Source organism: Infirmifilum tikiterense (assembly GCF_054696565.1).
This window is the reverse complement of record NZ_CP182482.1, coordinates 772406-791178: the sequence shown is the minus strand read 5'-3', so window position 1 is coordinate 791178 and position 18773 is coordinate 772406. Positions and strand designations below refer to the sequence as shown.

The 18773-nt window shown below is 49.4% G+C and carries 21 protein-coding genes and 1 tRNA gene; 4 read left to right on the top strand and 18 right to left on the bottom strand.

Annotated features, from left to right (window positions below; all coding sequences use genetic code 11):
* Positions 1–14 precede the first annotated feature (14 nt).
* Positions 15–1298 carry a Cdc6/Cdc18 family protein gene (locus tag ACNO7C_RS04315; RefSeq protein WP_460025732.1) on the top strand — a complete coding sequence of 428 codons (1284 nt, stop codon included), beginning with the start codon at positions 15–17 and terminating at the stop codon, positions 1296–1298.
* 68 nt (positions 1299–1366) lie between these two features.
* On the opposite strand, the gene ACNO7C_RS04310 is transcribed toward ACNO7C_RS04315, so the two are convergent.
* The 4 genes from ACNO7C_RS04310 to ACNO7C_RS04295 are packed head-to-tail and all read right to left on the bottom strand — an operon-like array spanning position 1367 to position 5751.
* On the bottom strand, positions 1367–2608 hold the full coding sequence (locus ACNO7C_RS04310) for a replication factor C large subunit (RefSeq protein ID WP_460025731.1): 1242 nt from the start codon (positions 2606–2608) through the stop codon (positions 1367–1369).
* Positions 2608–3597: a replication factor C small subunit gene (locus ACNO7C_RS04305; RefSeq protein ID WP_318537984.1), complete on the bottom strand. Its 990-nt coding sequence runs from the start codon at positions 3595–3597 to the stop codon at positions 2608–2610. The genes ACNO7C_RS04310 and ACNO7C_RS04305 overlap by 1 nt, the downstream gene beginning before the upstream one ends.
* Before the next feature lie 57 nt (positions 3598–3654).
* Entirely contained in the window at positions 3655–4263 is a 609-nt protein-coding gene (locus ACNO7C_RS04300) for a 30S ribosomal protein S7 (protein WP_460025730.1), read from the bottom strand.
* 39 nt (positions 4264–4302) lie between these two features.
* Entirely contained in the window at positions 4303–5751 is a 1449-nt protein-coding gene (locus ACNO7C_RS04295; RefSeq protein ID WP_460025729.1) for an RtcB family protein, read from the bottom strand.
* A gap of 79 nt (positions 5752–5830) precedes the next feature.
* Between ACNO7C_RS04295 and ACNO7C_RS04290 the strand changes: the two genes are divergently transcribed.
* Positions 5831–6217, top strand: a complete 387-nt coding sequence (locus tag ACNO7C_RS04290) for an HVO_A0114 family putative DNA-binding protein (RefSeq protein WP_460025728.1) — start codon at positions 5831–5833, stop codon at positions 6215–6217.
* Here ACNO7C_RS04290 and ACNO7C_RS04285 read toward each other — a convergent pair.
* The 4 genes from ACNO7C_RS04285 to rpsB form a co-directional block, all read right to left on the bottom strand.
* Positions 6214–6642, bottom strand: coding sequence for an archease (locus ACNO7C_RS04285; RefSeq protein ID WP_460025727.1), 429 nt, complete (start codon positions 6640–6642; stop codon positions 6214–6216). The two genes, ACNO7C_RS04290 and ACNO7C_RS04285, sit on opposite strands and share 4 nt — an antisense overlap.
* Entirely contained in the window at positions 6629–7744 is a 1116-nt protein-coding gene (gene fni, locus ACNO7C_RS04280; RefSeq protein ID WP_460025726.1) for a type 2 isopentenyl-diphosphate Delta-isomerase, read from the bottom strand. The genes ACNO7C_RS04285 and fni overlap by 14 nt, the downstream gene beginning before the upstream one ends.
* A gap of 232 nt (positions 7745–7976) precedes the next feature.
* Positions 7977–8831: an AmmeMemoRadiSam system protein B gene (amrB, locus tag ACNO7C_RS04275; RefSeq protein WP_460025725.1), complete on the bottom strand. Its 855-nt coding sequence runs from the start codon at positions 8829–8831 to the stop codon at positions 7977–7979.
* 507 nt (positions 8832–9338) lie between these two features.
* Entirely contained in the window at positions 9339–9983 is a 645-nt protein-coding gene (rpsB, locus tag ACNO7C_RS04270) for a 30S ribosomal protein S2 (protein ID WP_460025724.1), read from the bottom strand.
* 382 nt (positions 9984–10365) lie between these two features.
* Between rpsB and ACNO7C_RS04265 the strand changes: the two genes are divergently transcribed.
* Positions 10366–10465 (top strand) — tRNA-Val (locus ACNO7C_RS04265).
* Positions 10466–10472: 7 nt separating this feature from the next.
* On the opposite strand, the gene ACNO7C_RS04260 is transcribed toward ACNO7C_RS04265, so the two are convergent.
* A complete protein-coding gene (locus tag ACNO7C_RS04260; protein WP_460025723.1) occupies positions 10473–11105 on the bottom strand; it encodes a hypothetical protein in 633 nt (210 codons plus the stop codon).
* A 93-nt stretch (positions 11106–11198) separates the two neighbouring features.
* Between ACNO7C_RS04260 and ACNO7C_RS04255 the strand changes: the two genes are divergently transcribed.
* Entirely contained in the window at positions 11199–11414 is a 216-nt protein-coding gene (locus ACNO7C_RS04255) for a DNA-directed RNA polymerase subunit N (protein ID WP_318537992.1), read from the top strand.
* Positions 11415–11419: 5 nt separating this feature from the next.
* Here ACNO7C_RS04255 and ACNO7C_RS04250 read toward each other — a convergent pair whose 3' ends face one another.
* The 9 genes from ACNO7C_RS04250 to rpoA1 all read right to left on the bottom strand — a co-directional run bounded on the left by ACNO7C_RS04250 (position 11420) and on the right by rpoA1 (position 18764).
* Positions 11420–11818, bottom strand: coding sequence for a 30S ribosomal protein S9 (locus ACNO7C_RS04250; protein WP_318537993.1), 399 nt, complete (start codon positions 11816–11818; stop codon positions 11420–11422).
* Positions 11815–12273, bottom strand: a complete 459-nt coding sequence (locus ACNO7C_RS04245) for a 50S ribosomal protein L13 (RefSeq protein ID WP_460025722.1) — start codon at positions 12271–12273, stop codon at positions 11815–11817. Before ACNO7C_RS04245 ends, ACNO7C_RS04250 begins: the two co-directional genes overlap by 4 nt.
* Positions 12274–12286: 13 nt before the next feature.
* Positions 12287–12646, bottom strand: coding sequence for a 50S ribosomal protein L18e (locus ACNO7C_RS04240; protein ID WP_460025721.1), 360 nt, complete (start codon positions 12644–12646; stop codon positions 12287–12289).
* A 30-nt stretch (positions 12647–12676) separates the two neighbouring features.
* The gene (locus tag ACNO7C_RS04235) at positions 12677–13573 is read right to left on the bottom strand and encodes a DNA-directed RNA polymerase subunit D (protein ID WP_460025720.1); all 897 of its coding nucleotides are present in this window, start codon (positions 13571–13573) and stop codon (positions 12677–12679) included.
* A 4-nt stretch (positions 13574–13577) separates the two neighbouring features.
* Positions 13578–14021 carry a 30S ribosomal protein S12 gene (locus tag ACNO7C_RS04230; RefSeq protein ID WP_326403754.1) on the bottom strand — a complete coding sequence of 148 codons (444 nt, stop codon included), beginning with the start codon at positions 14019–14021 and terminating at the stop codon, positions 13578–13580.
* Between the two features lie 114 nt (positions 14022–14135).
* Positions 14136–14594, bottom strand: coding sequence for a NusA-like transcription termination signal-binding factor (locus ACNO7C_RS04225; RefSeq protein WP_460025719.1), 459 nt, complete (start codon positions 14592–14594; stop codon positions 14136–14138).
* Complete coding sequence (locus ACNO7C_RS04220) at positions 14591–14905, bottom strand: 50S ribosomal protein L30e (RefSeq protein ID WP_460025718.1); 315 nt, start codon at positions 14903–14905, stop codon at positions 14591–14593. Before ACNO7C_RS04220 ends, ACNO7C_RS04225 begins: the two co-directional genes overlap by 4 nt.
* Positions 14902–16062 (bottom strand): DNA-directed RNA polymerase subunit A'', encoded by a 1161-nt coding sequence (gene rpoA2, locus ACNO7C_RS04215; RefSeq protein ID WP_460025899.1) that lies wholly within the window; start codon positions 16060–16062, stop codon positions 14902–14904. Before rpoA2 ends, ACNO7C_RS04220 begins: the two co-directional genes overlap by 4 nt.
* Before the next feature lie 56 nt (positions 16063–16118).
* Positions 16119–18764, bottom strand: a complete 2646-nt coding sequence (gene rpoA1, locus ACNO7C_RS04210; RefSeq protein WP_460025717.1) for a DNA-directed RNA polymerase subunit A' — start codon at positions 18762–18764, stop codon at positions 16119–16121.
* Positions 18765–18773 lie beyond the last annotated feature (9 nt).

Below are 18773 nucleotides of genomic sequence, written 5' to 3'. Positions count from 1 at the left end.
GCTGGAGGGAAGTTATGCTCGAAGACAAGCACTCGCTACCACCTCGAATCATACTGGATCACAAGAAGATGAGCAGCGAGTACGTACCTCTTTACCTGCCTCATAGGGAGAGCGAAGTTAAAGAGACACTCAGACACCTCTACTCGATAGTGAAAGGCGAGAAGGATGTAACCAAGACGGTGATATACACAGGCCCTACTGGTACGGGAAAAACTGCAGTTGCGAAAAGGATACTGTTGACGCTAGGCGAGCAAGCGTCTTCGGGAAAACTCCCTCCTCTCATGACCAGTTACGTTAACGCTTACGATCTTAGATCAAAATACGCTTTTTTCCGGAAGATTGGAGAAGACGTTGGTTTGAGGTTTCCCAGAAAGGGTTTCTCCACCCATGAAGTAATCACTTACATCTTCCAAACCCTCTCTAGAGGGGACTCAAATTTGGTTCTCGTCATAGATGAGGCGGACTTACTCGTTCGACAAAAGGAGGGTGAAGAGATCCTCTATATACTGATTAGGCTTAGAGAGCTTCTCAGCGATGTAAACGTTGGATTGGGAATGCTTGCCATCTTCAGAGATTTCCAGTTGAGTATTGAGAGTGTTTCAAACGTGGGTATTAAAAGCTCGCTCTCATCTGCCGTCATTCGCTTCAACCCGTACACCTCAAGGCAGTTAAGCGACATTCTCCGATTCAGGATTGAGAAAGAGGGGGCTATAAGACCTGGCGCCGTCAATGACGAAGTGATCGATATGATCGCAAACACGTTTGGTTATGATCACCAGCGCGGAGGTGCAGGGGATGCCCGTATGGCCTTGAAAGCCCTGTACTATGCTGCAATGAGAGCTGAAAGTCAAGGACGTAGCCTGGTACTTCCGGAAGACGTGAGGGAAGTTCTAAACCAGGGTCTATTGCCTACGCCGTACGATGAGGAAGAAATTAAACGGTTACAACTCCACGAGAAGCTCTTGCTTCTGGCGATAACGAATGTACTGCTAGTTGAAAAAGAGAGAGCTTACGTGAGTATTGGAGATGTAGAGTTCGAGTACGAGGACCTCTGTAACAGGTTCGGTGTAAAGCCTCTAAGACATACAAGCATTTGGGAGAGGATTCAGTTTCTGAAGCATAAGGGGTTAGTTGACGCGCGCGTAAGTAGTGTTGAGGGCAAGGGTAGGAGCACGCATATTGCTTTACCACAGACTTCCGAAAATGAATTCTATGGAATAAACCGGGTACCTCTGAATCTTCTTCAAAAGGTTCTCGAAGAAATGATTGAAAGAGACCTTAAGGCCTCTTCAGGTTAATTCTCCCTTGTTCACGGTTGTCACAGATAACCTGAGGGGTCGCTGTTTTACGAGAAATTGCTAAAAGCTTAGGCTTCAAGCACGTACCTAACTGCGTCTTCGCTGACGCCTATCGAGCGTAGTATTCGCTGCGCTAGTTCTTTATTGTAGGAATTTATAACCCTTAGATAGGGGAGAAACTCTGTCGCGAAAGTCGCTGTTGAAACGTGGAGTTTTTTAGCCGCTGCGCGAGCTACCTCGGTGAATTTCTCACGCTTGGTTTTATAACGAGAGAGAATTCTAAGCTTTTCGGGAAAGCTGTACTTGACGAATTTGAAGGGAGGTCTTTCTCGCGAGCTGGCCACGCCAGCAGTCATCAGCTCCAGTACGTATGGTAGTAAAGCCCACATCTGCTCTCGCTTCATCCGAGCAAGATAGATATCTGCTAGCGAAAGTGCATCGTAAGCATCAGCGATGGCAGTGTAGCTGGGTGTATACTGGGCAATTATGTTTTCGCTGAGCCACTGGATTAGCATCTCATAGTCAAGTGACGGCAACCGTGTTACGGATAGAGCCTGCTCAGGAGTCTTAGCCGTCAAGACGGTCCTGACTATTTCGAACATATTCTCTTGTTCTGCCCTTTCACCTAGAATTTGTAGATCAGCTAGGCTTACAGATTTACGTCCCATCGCAATGGTCTGAAGATCGTTGATAGCCGCGCGAAGATCCCCTTTGGCATTATCCGCTATAGCGGATAAGACCTCGCGATCACACTGAGTGCCCTCTCGCGAGCATATTTCCTCCAGGACCCTGATTATCTCACGCTTACCGATTTTCTTGAATTCGATGAGCTTGCAAGCCTCGCGGAGATCTTTAAGCTTGGGATCCCACGGGTCATTTGCCGTAAGAACCACCGGATACCGAGTTTTATTGATCAGATCTAGGATAGCATCCAAACCACCCACATCCTCGCGGGTCCACACCCCGTCAACTTCATCGATGAGCACTATTTTACCGGAGTATCCATATAGAGAGCCCGACCCGATTGCCGGGAAAACCCTGCTCTGAATAGCTTCCCTGGATCTAACGTCGCTGGCGTTTATCTCGATGAGCTCCCACCTGTACTCGGAGGCTGTTGCGTAGACGATGCTTGTTTTACCGCACCCTGGAGGCCCGTAGAGTAGAGCGGCTTTGTGCGTGGGTTTCCCACGTATCCAAGAATTCAACCATGCTATGTATTCCTTCTTGGCCTCCTCGTTCCCAACGACATCCTGTATTCTCTTAGGCCTGTATTTTTCAACCCAGGGTACGAACTTCACCGCAGAGCTCATCACTTTCCGCCTACGGGTTGCCTCTGGGCTGCTAGAGCCAGTTTAGATAGAAGGGCCATAAGCTGGATTTCGTCGTCTGATCCTTCAACAATGCGGTAGTTGGCCTCCGCGACGAGAGAAATTAGTTCTGCGAGAGTTACGGTGTCGAGCTTAACGGACTTTTTCACCGAAAAGATTTCCCTATGTATGAAGCGCACGATGTCTAGGCCCGAGAGACCGTAGTTATAGAGCAGTACTCTCAACTTTTCCCGTGCTTTTAAGAGGTCGCCAGCTAAGGCGCTTTGAATCATTTCTTCCACCTCCCGCGGCCTAACTTTTCCTAGGGCCGCATACACAACTTCAGCGGTGACGTTTCTCGTTATTGCTGATGCGGCTTGAAGTGTGTTTATAGCCTTCCTCAGATCGCCCTGCGCTTCCTCCCAGATAACATCTAATGCTTCGTCGTCGACGTTTACCCCTTCCTGAGAGGCGATCCACTTGAGCCTCTCGATGGCCGCCCCCTTCGGCAACGGCTGGAAGCGGAAGACGGCGCAGCGTGACTGTATAGGCTCAATTATCTTAGAAACATAGTTTGCAATCAAAATGAACCTGGTATTTCTGCTGAAGAGCTCCATAGTCCTCCTTAAGGCTTGTTGAGCGTCACCCGTCATGTTATCGGCTTCGTCTAGAATCACTAGCTTAAAGGGGACGTCGCCTATAGGCAAAGTTCTGGCATAGTCCTTTATGCGGCTTCTTATAACGTCTATCCCACGCTCATCGCTGGCGTTTAACTCGAGAGTGTTGTCTCGCCAATTCTCCCCGTAAAGGTCACGGGCTAGCGCTAGGGCTGCCGTTGTTTTCCCAGTACCCGGGGGACCCGCAAAGAGAAGGTGGGGGAGGCTCCTGGTCTTCACAAACTCTTTAAGACGTCGCACGATTTCTTCCTGGTCAACTATTTCATCGAGAGAGCGTGGCCTGTATTTTTCGACCCAAACTTCAACTTCAGACATTTCTGAACCCAAAACCATCGAAGGGTATCTGGGAATTAAAGCTAATGGGTAGAAATACTACCTTGAGGCTAGGGCTATCCTCTCTATCTCCTCCTTCTTTCTTAAAGCGTAACTGTTGGCATCACCGTATGCAGCCGCTACAATCTCGTCCGCTAGGCACTCCTCGATCGTCTTGGGGTTGTTAAAGGAGCAGGCGCGCGCACCCTCAGTGATAAACCTGAGCGCAAGGTCTACTCTCCTTTGAGGCGATACGTCCACAGATACGTGGTAGAGTATACCACCGTAGATTACGCGCGTTGTTTCTTCTCTTGGAGACGCGTTTTCGATAGCCCATACTAAGACCTGAACAGGGTTCTTACCTGTTTTGAGCTCTATTATCTCGAATGCCCTTTTAACTATATTTAATGCCAGCATTTTCTTCCCGGCATTCCTACCAGGTCTCATCAGCTCGTTTGCAAGCCTCTCCACGATGGACACGTTTGCTTTACCAAAACGATGCTTAGCGTGTCTCCCCTCTGAATGGGGGGCGAGTACAGGCTTTAGCGAAATGTATCTTTGCAGGCTCTGATCTCTAATTTCGACCTCTGAGACGCTCCACTTCCCGAACAGCTTGATTTCCTCACCGCTAAGAGTCTTAAGGACTGCTCCTTGAGTCTCCTGAGACATACCGCTCAATTTCCCGATCGCAGTAGAGTATAAATACTTTTAGCCTTTCACCACTGCTATTGGAACCATTCTGACAATCTTCTTAGCTATCCCAACCGCGTCGGCTACCATTACTACCCTATCCACGTCTTTGTATGCATCCGGAGCTTCTTCCGCGACAACAGCTAAACTAGCCGCTCTCACCACGATGCCTCTGCTTTCCAACTCGTTCTTTATCTCCTGACCCCTCACGCTCCGCCTAGCCTCTGCTCTGCTCTGCATTCTCCCTGCTCCATGCGGGGAAGACCCGAAGGTAAGCTCCATGGCTTTCTGAGTCCCGACGAGAATATAGCTCGCTGTTCCCATTGAACCCGGGATGAGTACAGGTTGCCCAATGCCTCTGTAATCAGCAGGAACGTCGGGATGACCTGGCGGGAAGGCCCGAGTGGCCCCCTTCCTGTGCACGTACACCTTCACACGCTTACCGTCTACCACATGTTCTTCGAGTTTCGCTATATTGTGAGCAACGTCGTATATTATCTGTAAGTCCAAGGCATCTGGGTCTTTCTTGAAGACTGTACGGAAGCTCTCCCTAACCCAGTGGGTGATGACTTGCCTGTTTGTCCATGCAAAATTCGCAGCTGCTTTCATGGCAGCGAAGTACCGCTGGGCTTCCTCGCTAGTCGCTGGAACCGATACGAGCTCACGGTCTGGGAGAGGCATCTTGTACTTGTGAACAAGCCGCTCCATAATTTTCAAGTAGTCGCTGGCAACTTGGTGTCCAAGACCCCTGCTTCCGGTGTGTATCATAACCGTTACTTGTCCCTCTCTCTCAATACCTAGCACTTTGGCTACTTGAGGATCGTATATTTTGTCGACTTTTTGAACTTCTAGGAAGTGGTTTCCACTCCCGAGCGTACCAAGCTGATTTCTACCCCTCTGCTTTGCCTCCCTTGACACCGCGCTCGAGTCGGCGCCTTCCATACGCCCGCGCTCTTCTATGTGATCTGCGTCTTCCTTCCACCCATACCCGTGTGAGATCGCCCACTCTACACCCTCCTCCAGAACCCTGTCTAGCTCGTTAAAGCTTAACTCCAGTCCACTTGTGCTTCCGAGACCTGAGGGTACCTTTCTGAAAAGCGTCTCGGCGAGCTCCTTCAGCTTTGGCCTAACCTCTGACTCTGTTAGATTCGTCCTGAGAACCCGTACACCGCAGTTGATGTCGTAGCCAACGCCTCCCGGACTGAGAACACCCTCTTCGGCATCGAAGGCGGCAACCCCTCCTATCGGAAAACCGTAGCCCTGGTGACCATCAGGGAGCACTATAGAGTACTTGTAGATACCTGGCAGGAAGGCGACGTTTGCTACCTGTTCTAACGTAAGATCGTCTTTCATCTTAGCAAGCAAAACATCATCCGCAATAACTAATCCTGGAACTCTCATACCTGGTTTGTACTTTTGAGGGATCTCCCACATGTACTCTGTAATTTTTCTCAGAGGTGGAACCATAGATGCTTATCCCATTAAATTGTCTGCACAACACAGAAAGAAAAACTTTATTATGCTCTAGTGATAAGGTTATCATCTCGTGATAAGAATTTTCATTGAGCGTAGCGTGACACCAGATGAGCTCATTCAACCCGGTATTGTCACGTATAAGTTGAGGAAGGCGTACCTAGAGTATGAGGAGGAAGGCGAAGAGCCCAGTATTTACATACGTGAAGAAATCTCGGCAGAGACCGCAAGAAAGCTATTGAGCAAGAAGATGATAGAGATTTTAAAAACCCTATCTTCAGAACGCGAGTACAATATTTCAAAGCTTTCAGAGTTGTTACATAGATCTCCGTCTAACGTTCACAGAGACCTTGCATTCCTCAAAAAACACAAACTTCTCACATTCATTGACAGAGGGCGTGAAAAAATACCCATTTTACTTCTAAAAAGAGTGGTCGTTGAAGTCAGGGATGGGAGCTAAATATCTACTACGTACTGCACATACCACTTACCTCCCTCTGTCCAGATTCTCATTAAATGGTATGTCGCAGCCTTAATAAGAACTCGTGACTCGTGCTTCTCCATGTTAAACCTTTCACCAACCAGAATAGCCGTAACCCGCAAAGTATCTCCTTCTTGATTGTAGACCACATTTTCGACCTTCGAGGCAATGAATGCCTCTTCATCGAAGAGAATTATTAACCTCTCAATGAGGTTGTATAGCATACTTTCCGGATCGAAACCCTCGGCGTTAACCTCCCTTCGCTCTACCTGGGCGATTCTACTCGTATCCGTCATTACCTCGTAGAAACCTAGTATTGCGTACGCCAAAGCCTCCTCTAACGTGGACCCCCATGCTCTGACCAGCACATCTGCAGTGTGCGGGAGAATCTCAAAGCCCCCCATGATCTAAACCCCCGAGCCGCAACTTCCTCTGCTTCATCCACACTAAAAGTTCACCCGAGATAACAACCGGCGCTTCACGTAGCTCGCTTAGGTTGGTGCTTCCAGTGAGGAAAACCGCTATTTTTAGCTCCTTTATTACCTGCTCTAGGAATTTCTCCGCCCTGGAAATCCCGCCCTCGTATAGCTCCCTAAGCAACGGCCTTGCTATCCCCGCGAAGTCTGCTCCAAGCCTAATAGCTTTGGCGACGTCCACGCCACTCCTCACACCTCCAGTCGCTATGAGTAACGCGTCAGGAAAAACCTCCCTAACCTCCAATATACTAGCAGCTGTCGGTATGCCCCAGTCAGCGAAGGTTTTTGCCACGCGCTCAAGAACGTCTAAACCCCCTAAACGCGCCCGTAATCCTTCAATTACTGCGAAAGACGTCCCCCCAGCACCTCCAACGTCCAATCCCCTGATCTTTATTCCACGTAGCGCGCTCGCAGACTCCCTGGAGAGCCCTTCCCCCGTTTGTTTTATGATCACCGGCACAGGCGACTCCTCGACGAACTCTTTAAGCTTGCTCAGGAAACCGCTGAAGTCGGGTTCTCCTTCAGGTTGTAAAGCTTCCTGAAGCGGGTTTAGGTGTACGGCAACAGCGTCTGCGCGGATCATCTCGACCAAGCGTAGCACGTCTTCCCGCTTAACTCCTCTTGCGACCTGACTCTGACCTATGTTGGCGATCACCGGTACATCGGGAGCCGCTTCCCTAACAACAGAGAAAGTGTGTGAGACGGCCGGGTCCTCTAATGCTGCTCTTTGACTTCCCACCCCAATAGGTATTCTAAACTTCTGTGCGAGCTTAGCAAGCGCTTCGTTTATGGTCTTGGCAAGCTCCGTGCCGCCTGTCATGCCGCTTATGACCAACGGTGCGTTTACCCTGTATCCTAGGAAATCCGATGAAATGTCAACGCTACTCAGCGATGAGCTAAGCACTGATTGGTGGACAAATTTCACATACTCAAACCAAGAGCTGGTCCGTGACGACACATCCTCCTTAACAGAAAGTATTATGTGGCTATCCTTGCGCGACGAGGTCCTGAACTCCAAGTAAACCCCCATAACTTGTCACGGTGATAAATTTGAATTTTCCCACTCATATGCTAGATGCGCCCGGTAGTAGCCGACTCGCACTACTAGGCTTCGACCTAGAGGGGGCGGTCTATGACTGTATCAAGTAGAAAATGTTTGAAGACGAGGCAGGCATTAAGAGTTGATGCCTTTAGCGAGACAAGAGACTGTGAGAAAACACGTAGGAGCTCTGTTAACTGATCCTAGAGCATGTAGTCGCGAGCTATCTGGAAAAAGAGATGGAGGCATAAGCAACGACCTCGCTTTTATCTCCTGTGACGTCGCCGCTATCAGCGTATTTAAGAAGCCTTACGTTGGTGAACCCCGTTAGTTTAGCAACCTCCATAGCTGTCATGACGGGGCCGTAGCCGCACATGGATATGTCCTCTTCGATCACTACAGAGTAAAGCCCGTCGAGATCCAGTGACCTTATTTTCTCGATTGCAAGCTTATCCTTTTTCTCAGCAACACTCGCCTCTACGTAGTGACTCATGTCAGAACTGGCTACGATGTAGAACCGCACCCCGTGTTCCTGCATTACGCTCACGATCGCTCTGGCAACCTTTCTAGCGCCTTCAGGCGTTTGCAACATCATCGATATCGGTATGATTTTGAATCCGCTCTCAAAGATGAACTGTAGAAACGGGACCTGAACTTCTATTGAATGCTCGTACATGTGCGCGGCGAGATCAAAGCGTAGAAGGGATTCACGAGAGGCAATCTCTTTTTCCAGTTCAACGTCGATCTCTACGTCGCCTAAAGGAGTAGCCCAAACTTCGTTTTCATCGAAAGCTACCGGTGCACCTAATGCGTGGTGGTTTGGACCAATTATTACAACCACATCAGGCTTACCGGCTTCAGCTAAAGCGTAATAACTGTGCGCGGCTACATGACCGGAGTAAATGTATCCGGCATGTGGAGATACAACTCCGATCAGGCTTCCGGAGTAAGAGCCTGGCCTTGGCGGAAGCTTACCGGGTCCTAACCTGTGAAGAAAAGCCTGCTCTATTGCCCTCCGTAGGGAATCAGGGTCCTTTGGGTAAAAGTAACCCGCATGAGCAGGATACCTTTTAGACATCCTACCTTAAAGTGTGACAACGATACCTTTTTAGTTTTTCCCTTCCTTCCCGTGTTTGATCCACCTTCCCTTACTCTATATGAACCGAGGGGTGAACGAGAAAAACTTTGGGGAAAAGTTGCATAGTGTGGAACTAGTACGGGTCGCAGTGATAGGCAACTCTGCTCTATCTCGCTGAGCGGGCTTACGGTCTTCGTACGCTACTCTGCTACAAACCTGGACACTTCCTGTAAAAAGTGTTCTTAAAAAGATCGAGAGCACCAGCACTAGAAACGCAGCTTTTCACTCTAAGCTTATATGCCGAAAACAGGAAAAACCGCGTAGGCAAGGGGGAGTGGTGGGGAGCCGTGAGTTCCAACTCAGCCTCTATACCCCCGCCGCGTGGGTAGCCTGCTTAATACGGGAGACCCATGATAGCCCCTAAGGGGAGTCTTCGACGAGTAGAGGTAGTGGGCACGCTAGGCGCAGACTATCTCAAACCAAGTAGAGGAGACTAGAGAAGCTTGCTCAGACGACTTCTCCAGTTGTGAGTATTTTGGCCTCGAAGTCGGATAATGGTACGGGAAGCTCTCCGTTGGGTGGTAAGTCCCCGCGTGCTCTGAGAACCTCTCTTGCAAGGAGCCAATAGATGAGAGCTAGAGCCTTCCTTCCACGGTTGTTCGTCGGTATGATCAGGTCGACGTTTGTGATGGGAGAATCGCTATCACACAGTGCTACAACAGGTATTCCCATTTTCCCCGCCTCGACTATTGCTTGCTCATCTACTCGGGGGTCGGTGACGATCATCAGATCGGCTTCGGTGTAATAGGCTAAAGCTGGGTTTGTGAATGTTCCAGGTAGAACCCTACCTAAAATCGGTTTGCAGCCCACAACCCCGCAGAACTTTCTTACAGGTCTAAAACCATACTGGCGTCCTGACACAGCCACGATTCTGCTGGGCTCATACCGAGCGATGAAGCGGGCGGCAATCCTGATTCTCTCATCAGTTTTCTTTACATCTAGGAGATACAGCCCATCGGGTCTAGCAGCGTAGATGTAAGGCTCCATAAACTTGCTCTTCATCCTTGTGCCTATCCTTACACCAGCTGTCAGGTACATTTCCAGTGGTATCAGTAGCTCTCCCTCAGCTATCTTAAGCTCATCCAAGCTCACGGGCTTCACCTCAGGGAGTGAACTATGACTCAAGGCATCGTGAGTTTTTAAATGTTTCTCCATTCTAAGATGCACTAAAACTGTGATTGTCGATTTCAGATGCAGCCGGTAAGGATAATCACCGGAGCGGCGAGCAATCACCTGTTCTCGGCACCGTCACATGGCCGTCAGCCAGGTGTCGTGCTGCATGAAGAGAAGACACTCCCACAACAATGCACACAGCAGGCTGGCTAGCGCAAGGCATCCGCAATAGGACCTACGACGCCCCGAAGATAGGGCTTCCGACCAGTAATGGAGTGAAGTTGCTAGCTGCTTCCTAAGGCGTGCATCTGGTTTATAAGCGAAAAGTAAATTAGACCCAGTGTAAATCCACCTAACGCTAGGGCCCGTCGTCTAGTGGCTAGAGTGAGCCGGGGTAGGCTCACAGCTATGATGCCACCCTGACACGGTGGTGGTCCCGGGTTCAAATCCCGGCGGGCCCACTTTACTCTATAACGATAGGTAGGTATAAGACAGGGGTTGTTTTCCCTTGCCAAGTGTAATAACTTCTCGTGCTTCAGTGACGAAAATCGGCTTCACGAAAAGCGGCACGCTAACTACTTGCCTAAGAGTGTCTTCACTAACTACTATGCCGCAATCGAACACGGCTACCGCTCGGGCTTTCCCGTTATGCTCATTGTTTATGGCTTCAATGACTAAAGCAGCGGAAAGCGGGTCAGTGGGACAACCCGGCGAATGAAGACCCTCTTCTGACAGGAGCTTTTGGGCGAAAAGAAGTGCCTTAAAAGCAGTCTCCGCGACCGGAGAAGGACGCTCCGACCACACCAAAAAGTAATTAGACAGTATTTCTTCTAGTGTCTTGACACTACCTTTAATGTTGAGGTAGGCATACGGGTCGTATACTTCAAGCAGCTTAATAACCGCCCGATAGACGCTAGCTTCCGTGAGGTTGACGCTTCGACCAAACTGCTTCGAGAAGATATACAGATAGAGTCCGAGAGAGTCTGCCAGGTGCGTGATTTCACCAATTATGGACTCCTTCAGGAACCCTGGAACCCTAAGAACCAAAATCCTAGGTTGTTGAAGTTCCAGTTTTAGAAAACTTATCGTCTCCTTATCCATCACAGCACAAATACAGCAAGGAGTAAATAACTTTCCGTGGGGCGAAAGCGATTTTAACTTCGAGCATGCGGAAAAGATGCGGGTGCCAGTTGAATGATGTTCCCCGTAAGATGCTTTACCTGTGGTAGCCTGATAGGCGACAAGTGGAACGAGTTCGCCACCAGGGTGCATAACGGAGAAGACCCTGAAAAAGTTCTCAACGATCTAGGAGTAAAGCGCTACTGTTGCCGCAGAATGTTCCTTTCACACGTGGATTTAGTCGACAAGATACTAGAATACGGTACAGTGGAAGAACTTTATCTTCCGTAAAGAACCTACCGGTAGCTTTTCTGCCTCTTTGCACGCGCGGATCTTCCATGCGGTTTCTTGGGTTCAGCTTGCCTGGGATCCTCGACCAAAAGGTGCCGATCGTAAGAAAGGTATATTTTCTTTAACTCCTCGTTTCCGCTCCACTCCAAGATAGCTCTGGCAATAGCAGTTCTTATCGCCGATGCTTGACCAATTACGCCTCCTCCTCTTGACTCAACATAGATGTCAATGTTTTTAGCTATGTCACCAGCCAGCATTATCGGTTCCATTATTTTCAACCGCACGACTTCCGGCTCCAGCACCTCGAGAGGAGTTCCGTTGATCAGCACTCTCCCCTTGCCCTCTTTTACTATCACTCTAGCTCTAGCCGTTTTTCTCCGAGCAGATGCTAGCACAACCCTCACGGACTACCACCTTCTAAGAGCTTGTTCGACAACCTGCTATATATTTCACCGAGCGTTAGGTACTGCACGAAGGGGTTTTTAAGCATAGCCTCATCTATTTTTAACACTTGCGCGTTGCGGTACTCGTCGGGAACACCGACGTAGACCTCAAGCCTTTTGAGGGCTTCGCGCCCTCTACTTTTATCACGAGGGAGCATTCCACGCACCATTCTCTTAAAAAGCCTGTCAGGTGTTCTGTGGTACTTTGGTCCGCGCTTCTCGGGGTTGTAGTAGGTTTTCCACTCCAGCCATCTCTTTAAGTGAAGAGCTAAGATGGATTCAGGCTTGCCTGTGACCACTATCTTTTCAGCATTGACGACTACGATCCTCTCTCCCCTCAGAAGCCTTTTTGCAACGATACTAGCGAGCCGACCGGCGACGTGACCAGTTCCGTCAATAACTACTTTGCTGCTCAACTTTCTCACCCTCTCAAGTTATTATTTTAACATTCTTCCCAGAAGGATTCCTTCTCAAAAGCTCCTCAATAGTGATTGCCTCGCCTAAGCTTTTTATCTTTGTGAAAGCCTCTCTGGAAAAGCGCCATGCGGCGACAGTCACTCGATGGGACAAGACGCCACTTCCGAGAACCTTTCCAGGTACGACCACTACATCACCTTCCTCAGTGTATCTGTTAATCCTGCTGAGATTAACCTCCACGCGCTTCCTAGTAGGTCTCGCCAGGTACTCAGCTACGTCACGCCATATAGGCGCTTTGAACTCTCTCCCGTACTTCTTAAGGGTGTGGATTAGTCGTCTAAGGTAGATGTTCGTGGACATCGTCCGCCGCATATTCGCACCGGTCTACATTTTGTATTGCAGTTAAAAACTTTGCCCGTTAACCTCCACTTTTGGCGCGGGAGCAAGATAGGCATCAACGGCTTCAAGAATCTTAGAGTAAAAGGCTCTGAGCCTCCTTTCGAGGACGTCTAGAGCCACATCAACTATCTTGCTAGGGGGCAGGCCCCCTAGCGATTCAATAGTCATGATGATTGCTGAAGAGTCGCCCTCCACATCCACCAAACCCGGGAACTTTTCAGAGCACTCGTGGCATAGGGAGCACGCATCGGCATTTAGAACTGTGAGCTGGCCATTGTTGTAGCCGAAGACCCTTCGAGGACACGTGTTGATGATCTTTTCTGCTAGATCTTCTGGAACGTCTTTCTTCAAGATCCTCACTACAGGCTTGTACTTGTACCCCACGGCACTAACGGGTTGCCACTTCGCATGCTCCTTACCCACACCCATTTTAGCGATAGCAGTTAAAGTTATCTTCTGACCCTTGGCCAGCTTAGCGATCGGTATAAGCTTAGAAACGGGCTCAACACTCATGCCCTCTTTTACGGGAAGTATCCCCTCAATACCCTCAAATCGCAAATGCCCACTGACAACGGTTTTAGGCCTCTCTAAGGCTTCCTCTGTCAAGGTGAACACGACCTGACAGTCGTTACCCTTGTTTTCGTAACACTCACGAAGAGCATCATAGAGCTCTGGGTCCACCTTCAAGGGAATTAATCCGAGCCTATGCGCGATCATCTCATCCCAGAACACGCTCGTATTCTCCGAGAATATAACTTCGTCAATAGCTAGTGTAGGGACTTCTGCTATGATTGCCCTTCTAATACTGTTGACTAGAGGCGGCGTAACTCCCTCGAAAACTAAGGTTAGAGTGTTCCCTCTACTTTCGCGGACGGTAACACGCGGTGTAGAAGGTTCCATAAGTCTACCTCGTGGGCTTCTGCTTGCGCCCACGGAGTATTTCCTTCAGAGATACCCCGTTCACCTTGATTACTTTCCACCTTACACCCGGCAGATCCCCGTAGGCCCTCCCTTCAGGGCCCCCTATTCCCTCAATCACAACCTCGTCGTGCTCATTGACAAAGAGAAGCGCACCGTCACCGGGCAAAAACGCCGTCACCACTTTCCCGTTCTTGATGAGCTGGACCCTCACGCATTTTCTCACGGCACTGTTAGGCTGCCTGCTCTCAATCCCTACTTTTTCAATTACAATCCCTCTCGCCATCGGAGCGCCTTCTAGTGGATCAACTTTCTTCTTCAACTGCAACATTCTGCGTTTGTACTCTAGGTCACTCCAGCGGAACTTCTTCCTTTTGAGTTCCAGCTTTCTAGCCGCGAACATTCCCATAGGCGATTTGCTCCCAGGCATATAATCCCACCCAACATTCATGGTGTGAATTTAAAAGGCTTTCTGCTCTCTTAAGCTCCGAGAAAGCATAAAGCGATGTTAGGAATAATCACAAAACTGAGCCCACAGGATAGGTTATTGTGCTTCGAACTGCACTACTCTCAGATCATGAACCCCGAAATACCGGGAAAGCAGAAGCTTGGCTCTAGACGCGTTTCGGCCATTTCTACCAATAGCGAGGCCGAGATGGTCGCGCGGAACAGCGGCTATCACCACTTTCCTGTCTCCCTCGCTTTTTATCGTGATGTTCACGACTCGGGCTGGATATAGGGAGTTTTTCGTCAGCTCCTCGATGCTTTCTCCTTCCTCAACTACTTCAACGTCGCGCTTGAACATCTCCCTCAGCATACGAACCTTTGACCCATTCTTGCCCACAGCTAGGCCAGCCATTCCTTTCTCTACAACGAATATCAGCCGGTTAAACTGGTGATCCGAAATACAATCTTTGGGAGTAATACCGGTTACCTGCTCAAAAAGGCTCATCATTTGAAGCTCTTCGTTGCTGAGCCTTCTATTACCCTGCGTAGCGCTCATGCGTTTCCCTGTGCAAGTAACAGAATACTGCTTTCACCGGGATCGATAACTGCTATGGAAGATACGAGGAAAGGCTTGTTGCAGGCCGCTCCAAGCTCGCGGCTACTACCACTGAATACGTAAACAGGTATCTGCGCAAGAGAGGCATAATACTTTAGTTCCTCAGCTATGTGCGATGGAGCATTCTTAGCCAGAATGACCAGCTTGGCTTTTCCGTTCACAATTGCCTTTAACGTGCTTCTATACCCTAGCGTGGCTTTACCAGTCTTCAGAACAGTCTGCAGTTCCCTTATGAAGTCAGCACTACTCATCTCCTTTCACCTTCGCTACCCATAGGTCCTTGATACCTAATTTTAAGCTTAACAGCACCTGTGCCGATGGGAATAGGTCTACTCTCAATTATAACGTTTTCGATAACCCCCTTCAGCTCGTCCATCTCCCCTCTCATGGCGGCTTCAACTAAATTTTTGACTGTGACCTCAAAGCTTGCGCGAGCCAGGATGCTTCCTTTTTCGCCTGCAACTCCGTGGCGCCCTACCTGTCTGACTTTGCCGGTATACGTCATAGCGTCGGCCACCATGAGTATGTGACGGTAATCAACATCCAAGCCGTGCTCATCGAGAACTCTTTTAATTTCATTGATTATCGCCGCGCGGGCGGCCTCTATCCCTAGAACCTCATAGATTTCGATAATGTTATTTGTCTTTGTCCGCTTGGGATCTACTCCCTCGATAGAGAGCACCGCCTGGAGATTACTACCTTCAGTGAGTATAACGTACTCCTTCAGGTTACTGTGTTCGTCTCTAATGGGCTTAACTATGGCATGTCTTATTCCTTTAATGCCTTTGACACGTAAGTTTAGGACCCTATCGTACATTCTCCGGAACTTTATGAGGTCTTCAAGCCCTGTGTAGAAAGTTATTTTAAAGCCGTCCTCCGAGACCTCCACCTTACCCTTTCGGCCTTTTATTTTATTTAGAGCTTTTACGACGTCATCGACAGTCACGTCCCGGTTCTCAAGCATTTCGGGATCGAGCTCGAGGATTATGCTTTTCTCGTAATAATCCATAACGACGCTCTTGCAGAGAGTCTCTATTGTCGTCAGCTCTATCTCTTTCGCGAGCCGAAGAGCCTCCTGCTCGTTGGTGGCAATAGAAGGTTCAAGGTATATTTCCATTAAGGGGGTGGACGGTTCGCGTCGCAGGTCTACTATCTCTATGAGTCTTGGAAGGCCGAGCGTAACGTTTAATTCTCTAACTCCTGCGAAGTGGAATGTCCTTAGTGTCATCTGGGTAGCTGGTTCTCCGATCGACTGTGCAGCTACCATTCCAACGGCCTCGCCGGGAGCCACAAGGCTAGAGAGGTACCTTTTTACAGCCTCGTCTATTACGGCTAGAGCTTCTTCTCGCGTCAGACCGTACTGTTTTATTTTTTCAAAAAGTTCTTGTCGCAGGGACAACGGTAGCATTTCGTGGTACTTTTCGATTTCACTCCATAGTTCGCTATCAGATATAGGCTTTTTCATTACGCCTCACCTTTTAAGGCAACTTTCTTAACTATTTTCTCAACATCGACGGGCTTTCCGTGATCACTCCTAGCCGGATCCACTCCGTCCTCACCGTACCTGAACTGGATTATCATTCCCTCACTGTTGCGCACTGTCCCATCGTAGGCGACGTAGAAGTCCTGAATCGCGCTCTGCAGGCGCCTATACATATACCCGCTCTGAGCCGTACGGACCGCCGTGTCTACAAGCCCCTCTCTACCGGAGATCGCGTGGAAGAAGAACTCAACTGGTGTTAACCCCCGTCGGAAGCTACTATACACGAAGCCTTTGGAGAGAGGAGAGAGGTCGCCCTTTTCAAAGTGTGGGAGCGTTCTTTCTGTGTAGCCGCGCTCTATTCTCTTACCTCTCACCGACTGCTGGCCCACTGCTGCGGCCATCTGAGTCAGGTTCAGCATGCTACCTCTCGCTCCCGTTTTAGCCATTATCACAGCGTGGTTTTTCAACCCTAGATACATGCCTGCAATTTCTCCCGCTCTGCTTCTAGCCTCGGCTAGCACGTTCATGATTAGGTCCTCGAGTGTCTCTTTCCTCGTCTTTCCAGGCATCGGTTGCAGCTCACCCTTCATATAGTGCTCTATCAGCTCGAAAACTCTCTTTTCCGACTCCTGTAGGATCCTCGCGATTTCCTGCTCGGCTTCAGGAGGTATTTCGATGCTATCGAGCCCCATCGTAAAACCGTACATATCAAGGTAAGTGATGAACATCTTATACAGCCCGTCCATGAGCTCTTTCGCTTTTCCAACCCCGTACTCGCGGACAATCTCATGCAGCACCGTACCGTGCTTTTCAGCTCCAACTGCCTGCTTATCGAAAACCCCTAGCAACAGCTTACCGTTCTTTATTAAGATAAACCCGTCATTTTCACAGTACTCCTGATCGCACTTACCCGAAGCTGGGACAACCGCGGCTCTCCCAACATAGTTCATGTCACTGGGCAGGAAAACACTTACTAGCTGCTTACCAGTCCAGTAGGGACCCGGCTTTAGAATAGCGGGCTCCGGCATCTCACCCCTGTAATTAGCATTGTAGAGTAGGAGCGCTGCCTTGTGCTTATCGAATATAGCATCTTTCCTGGTGATCAGGTACGCGCCGGTTATGTAGTCGTGTATAGCGCCTATAATTGGAGCCCCGTACCTTGGAGTCATTATATGCTCCTGCACAAGCATCAGAGTCCTAGCCTCTGCTTGTGCCTCCTCGTTCTGCGGGACGTGCAGGTTCATTTCGTCGCCGTCGAAGTCGGCGTTATAGGGTATAGTTACTAGGAGGTTAAGCCTGAACGTCTTGTAGGGTAGAACTTTAACAACGTGAGCCATTATAGACATTCTGTGAAGAGATGGCTGTCTGTTGAAAAGGACTATGTCCCCATCCTGCAGGTGTCTTTCCACAATGTAGCCCGGTTTCAGCGTCTGAGCTATTTCCTCCCTGTGCTTAGCATAGCGCAGATCAATCCTTGAGCCGTCTGGACGTATTATGTAGTTTGCCCCAGGCCATGTATCTGGACCGTTTATAACGAGTTTCCTGAGCTTTTCGAGGTTCCACGGTGTCACCTTCTCGGGAACGGTGAGTACTTTTGCTACATCGATCGGCACACCTACCTCGTTTATACTAAGGTTTGGATCTGGAGAGATGACAGTCCTTGCAGAGAAGTCTACGCGCTTACCAGCTAAGCTACCTCTAAAACGGCCCTCCTTCCCCTTTAACCTCTGCGCGAGGGTCCTTAACGGTCTCCCAGACCGGTGCTTTGCCGCAGGAACACCCGGGAGCTCGTTATTGAAGTATGTCGCTACGTGGTACTGTAGAAGGCCCCAGAGGTCTTCGATTATCAACGGAGGGGACCCTGCCTCAATGCTCTCTTTTAGCCTCTGATTCACCCTAACGATGTCTACGAGCTTGTGGGTTAGATCATCCTCGGATCTGTCTCCAGACTCGAGCGTTATTGAGGGTCTGACAGAAGGGGGGACAACAGGTAGAACCCTTAGAACCATCCACTCCGGTCGCGCTTCCTTGGGGTCTAAACCTAGAAGCTTTAGATCTTCATCAGGAATCCTCTCGAGACGCTCACGCACCTCAAGGGGGGTGAGTTTGACAAGACCTCCTTCGCGCTCCTCGTAGAAGGTGTAAGGTTTCTCGAGTTTTATCTTGTACTGAACCCTACCGCAGTGAGGGCACTTCTGGACTTTCGCAGCCTCTTCCATGATAGAGCGAGCGTACTTGTACTTTAATGAAGGCCAGTGTTTCGCTACGCTCTCCATCCGCCTCTTCCAAGTCTCTATCTTCTCTTGGGTAAGCTTCACTCTACCGCAGTGCCTGCAGGTTGCTTTCAGAATATTAGCTATGTATGGCGCAAACTCGGGATGTATGACGGGTCTAGCTAGCTCTATGTAGCCGAAGTGTCCTGGGCAGTTCACAGCCCTGTTGCCGCATGTCTGGCAAACCGTACCTGGTTCAATGGATCCCAGTCTCCTGTCCATAAGGCCTCCAGGTATTGGAAAACCCTCCTCATCATACAGCTCGGAGGTTTCAATGCGCATTACAGCGATCTTCCTGATCAGGTCTGGAGAAAGGATCCCGAATTTTACTCCGCTTATTACCTTGGAGGACACAGCTCTCAC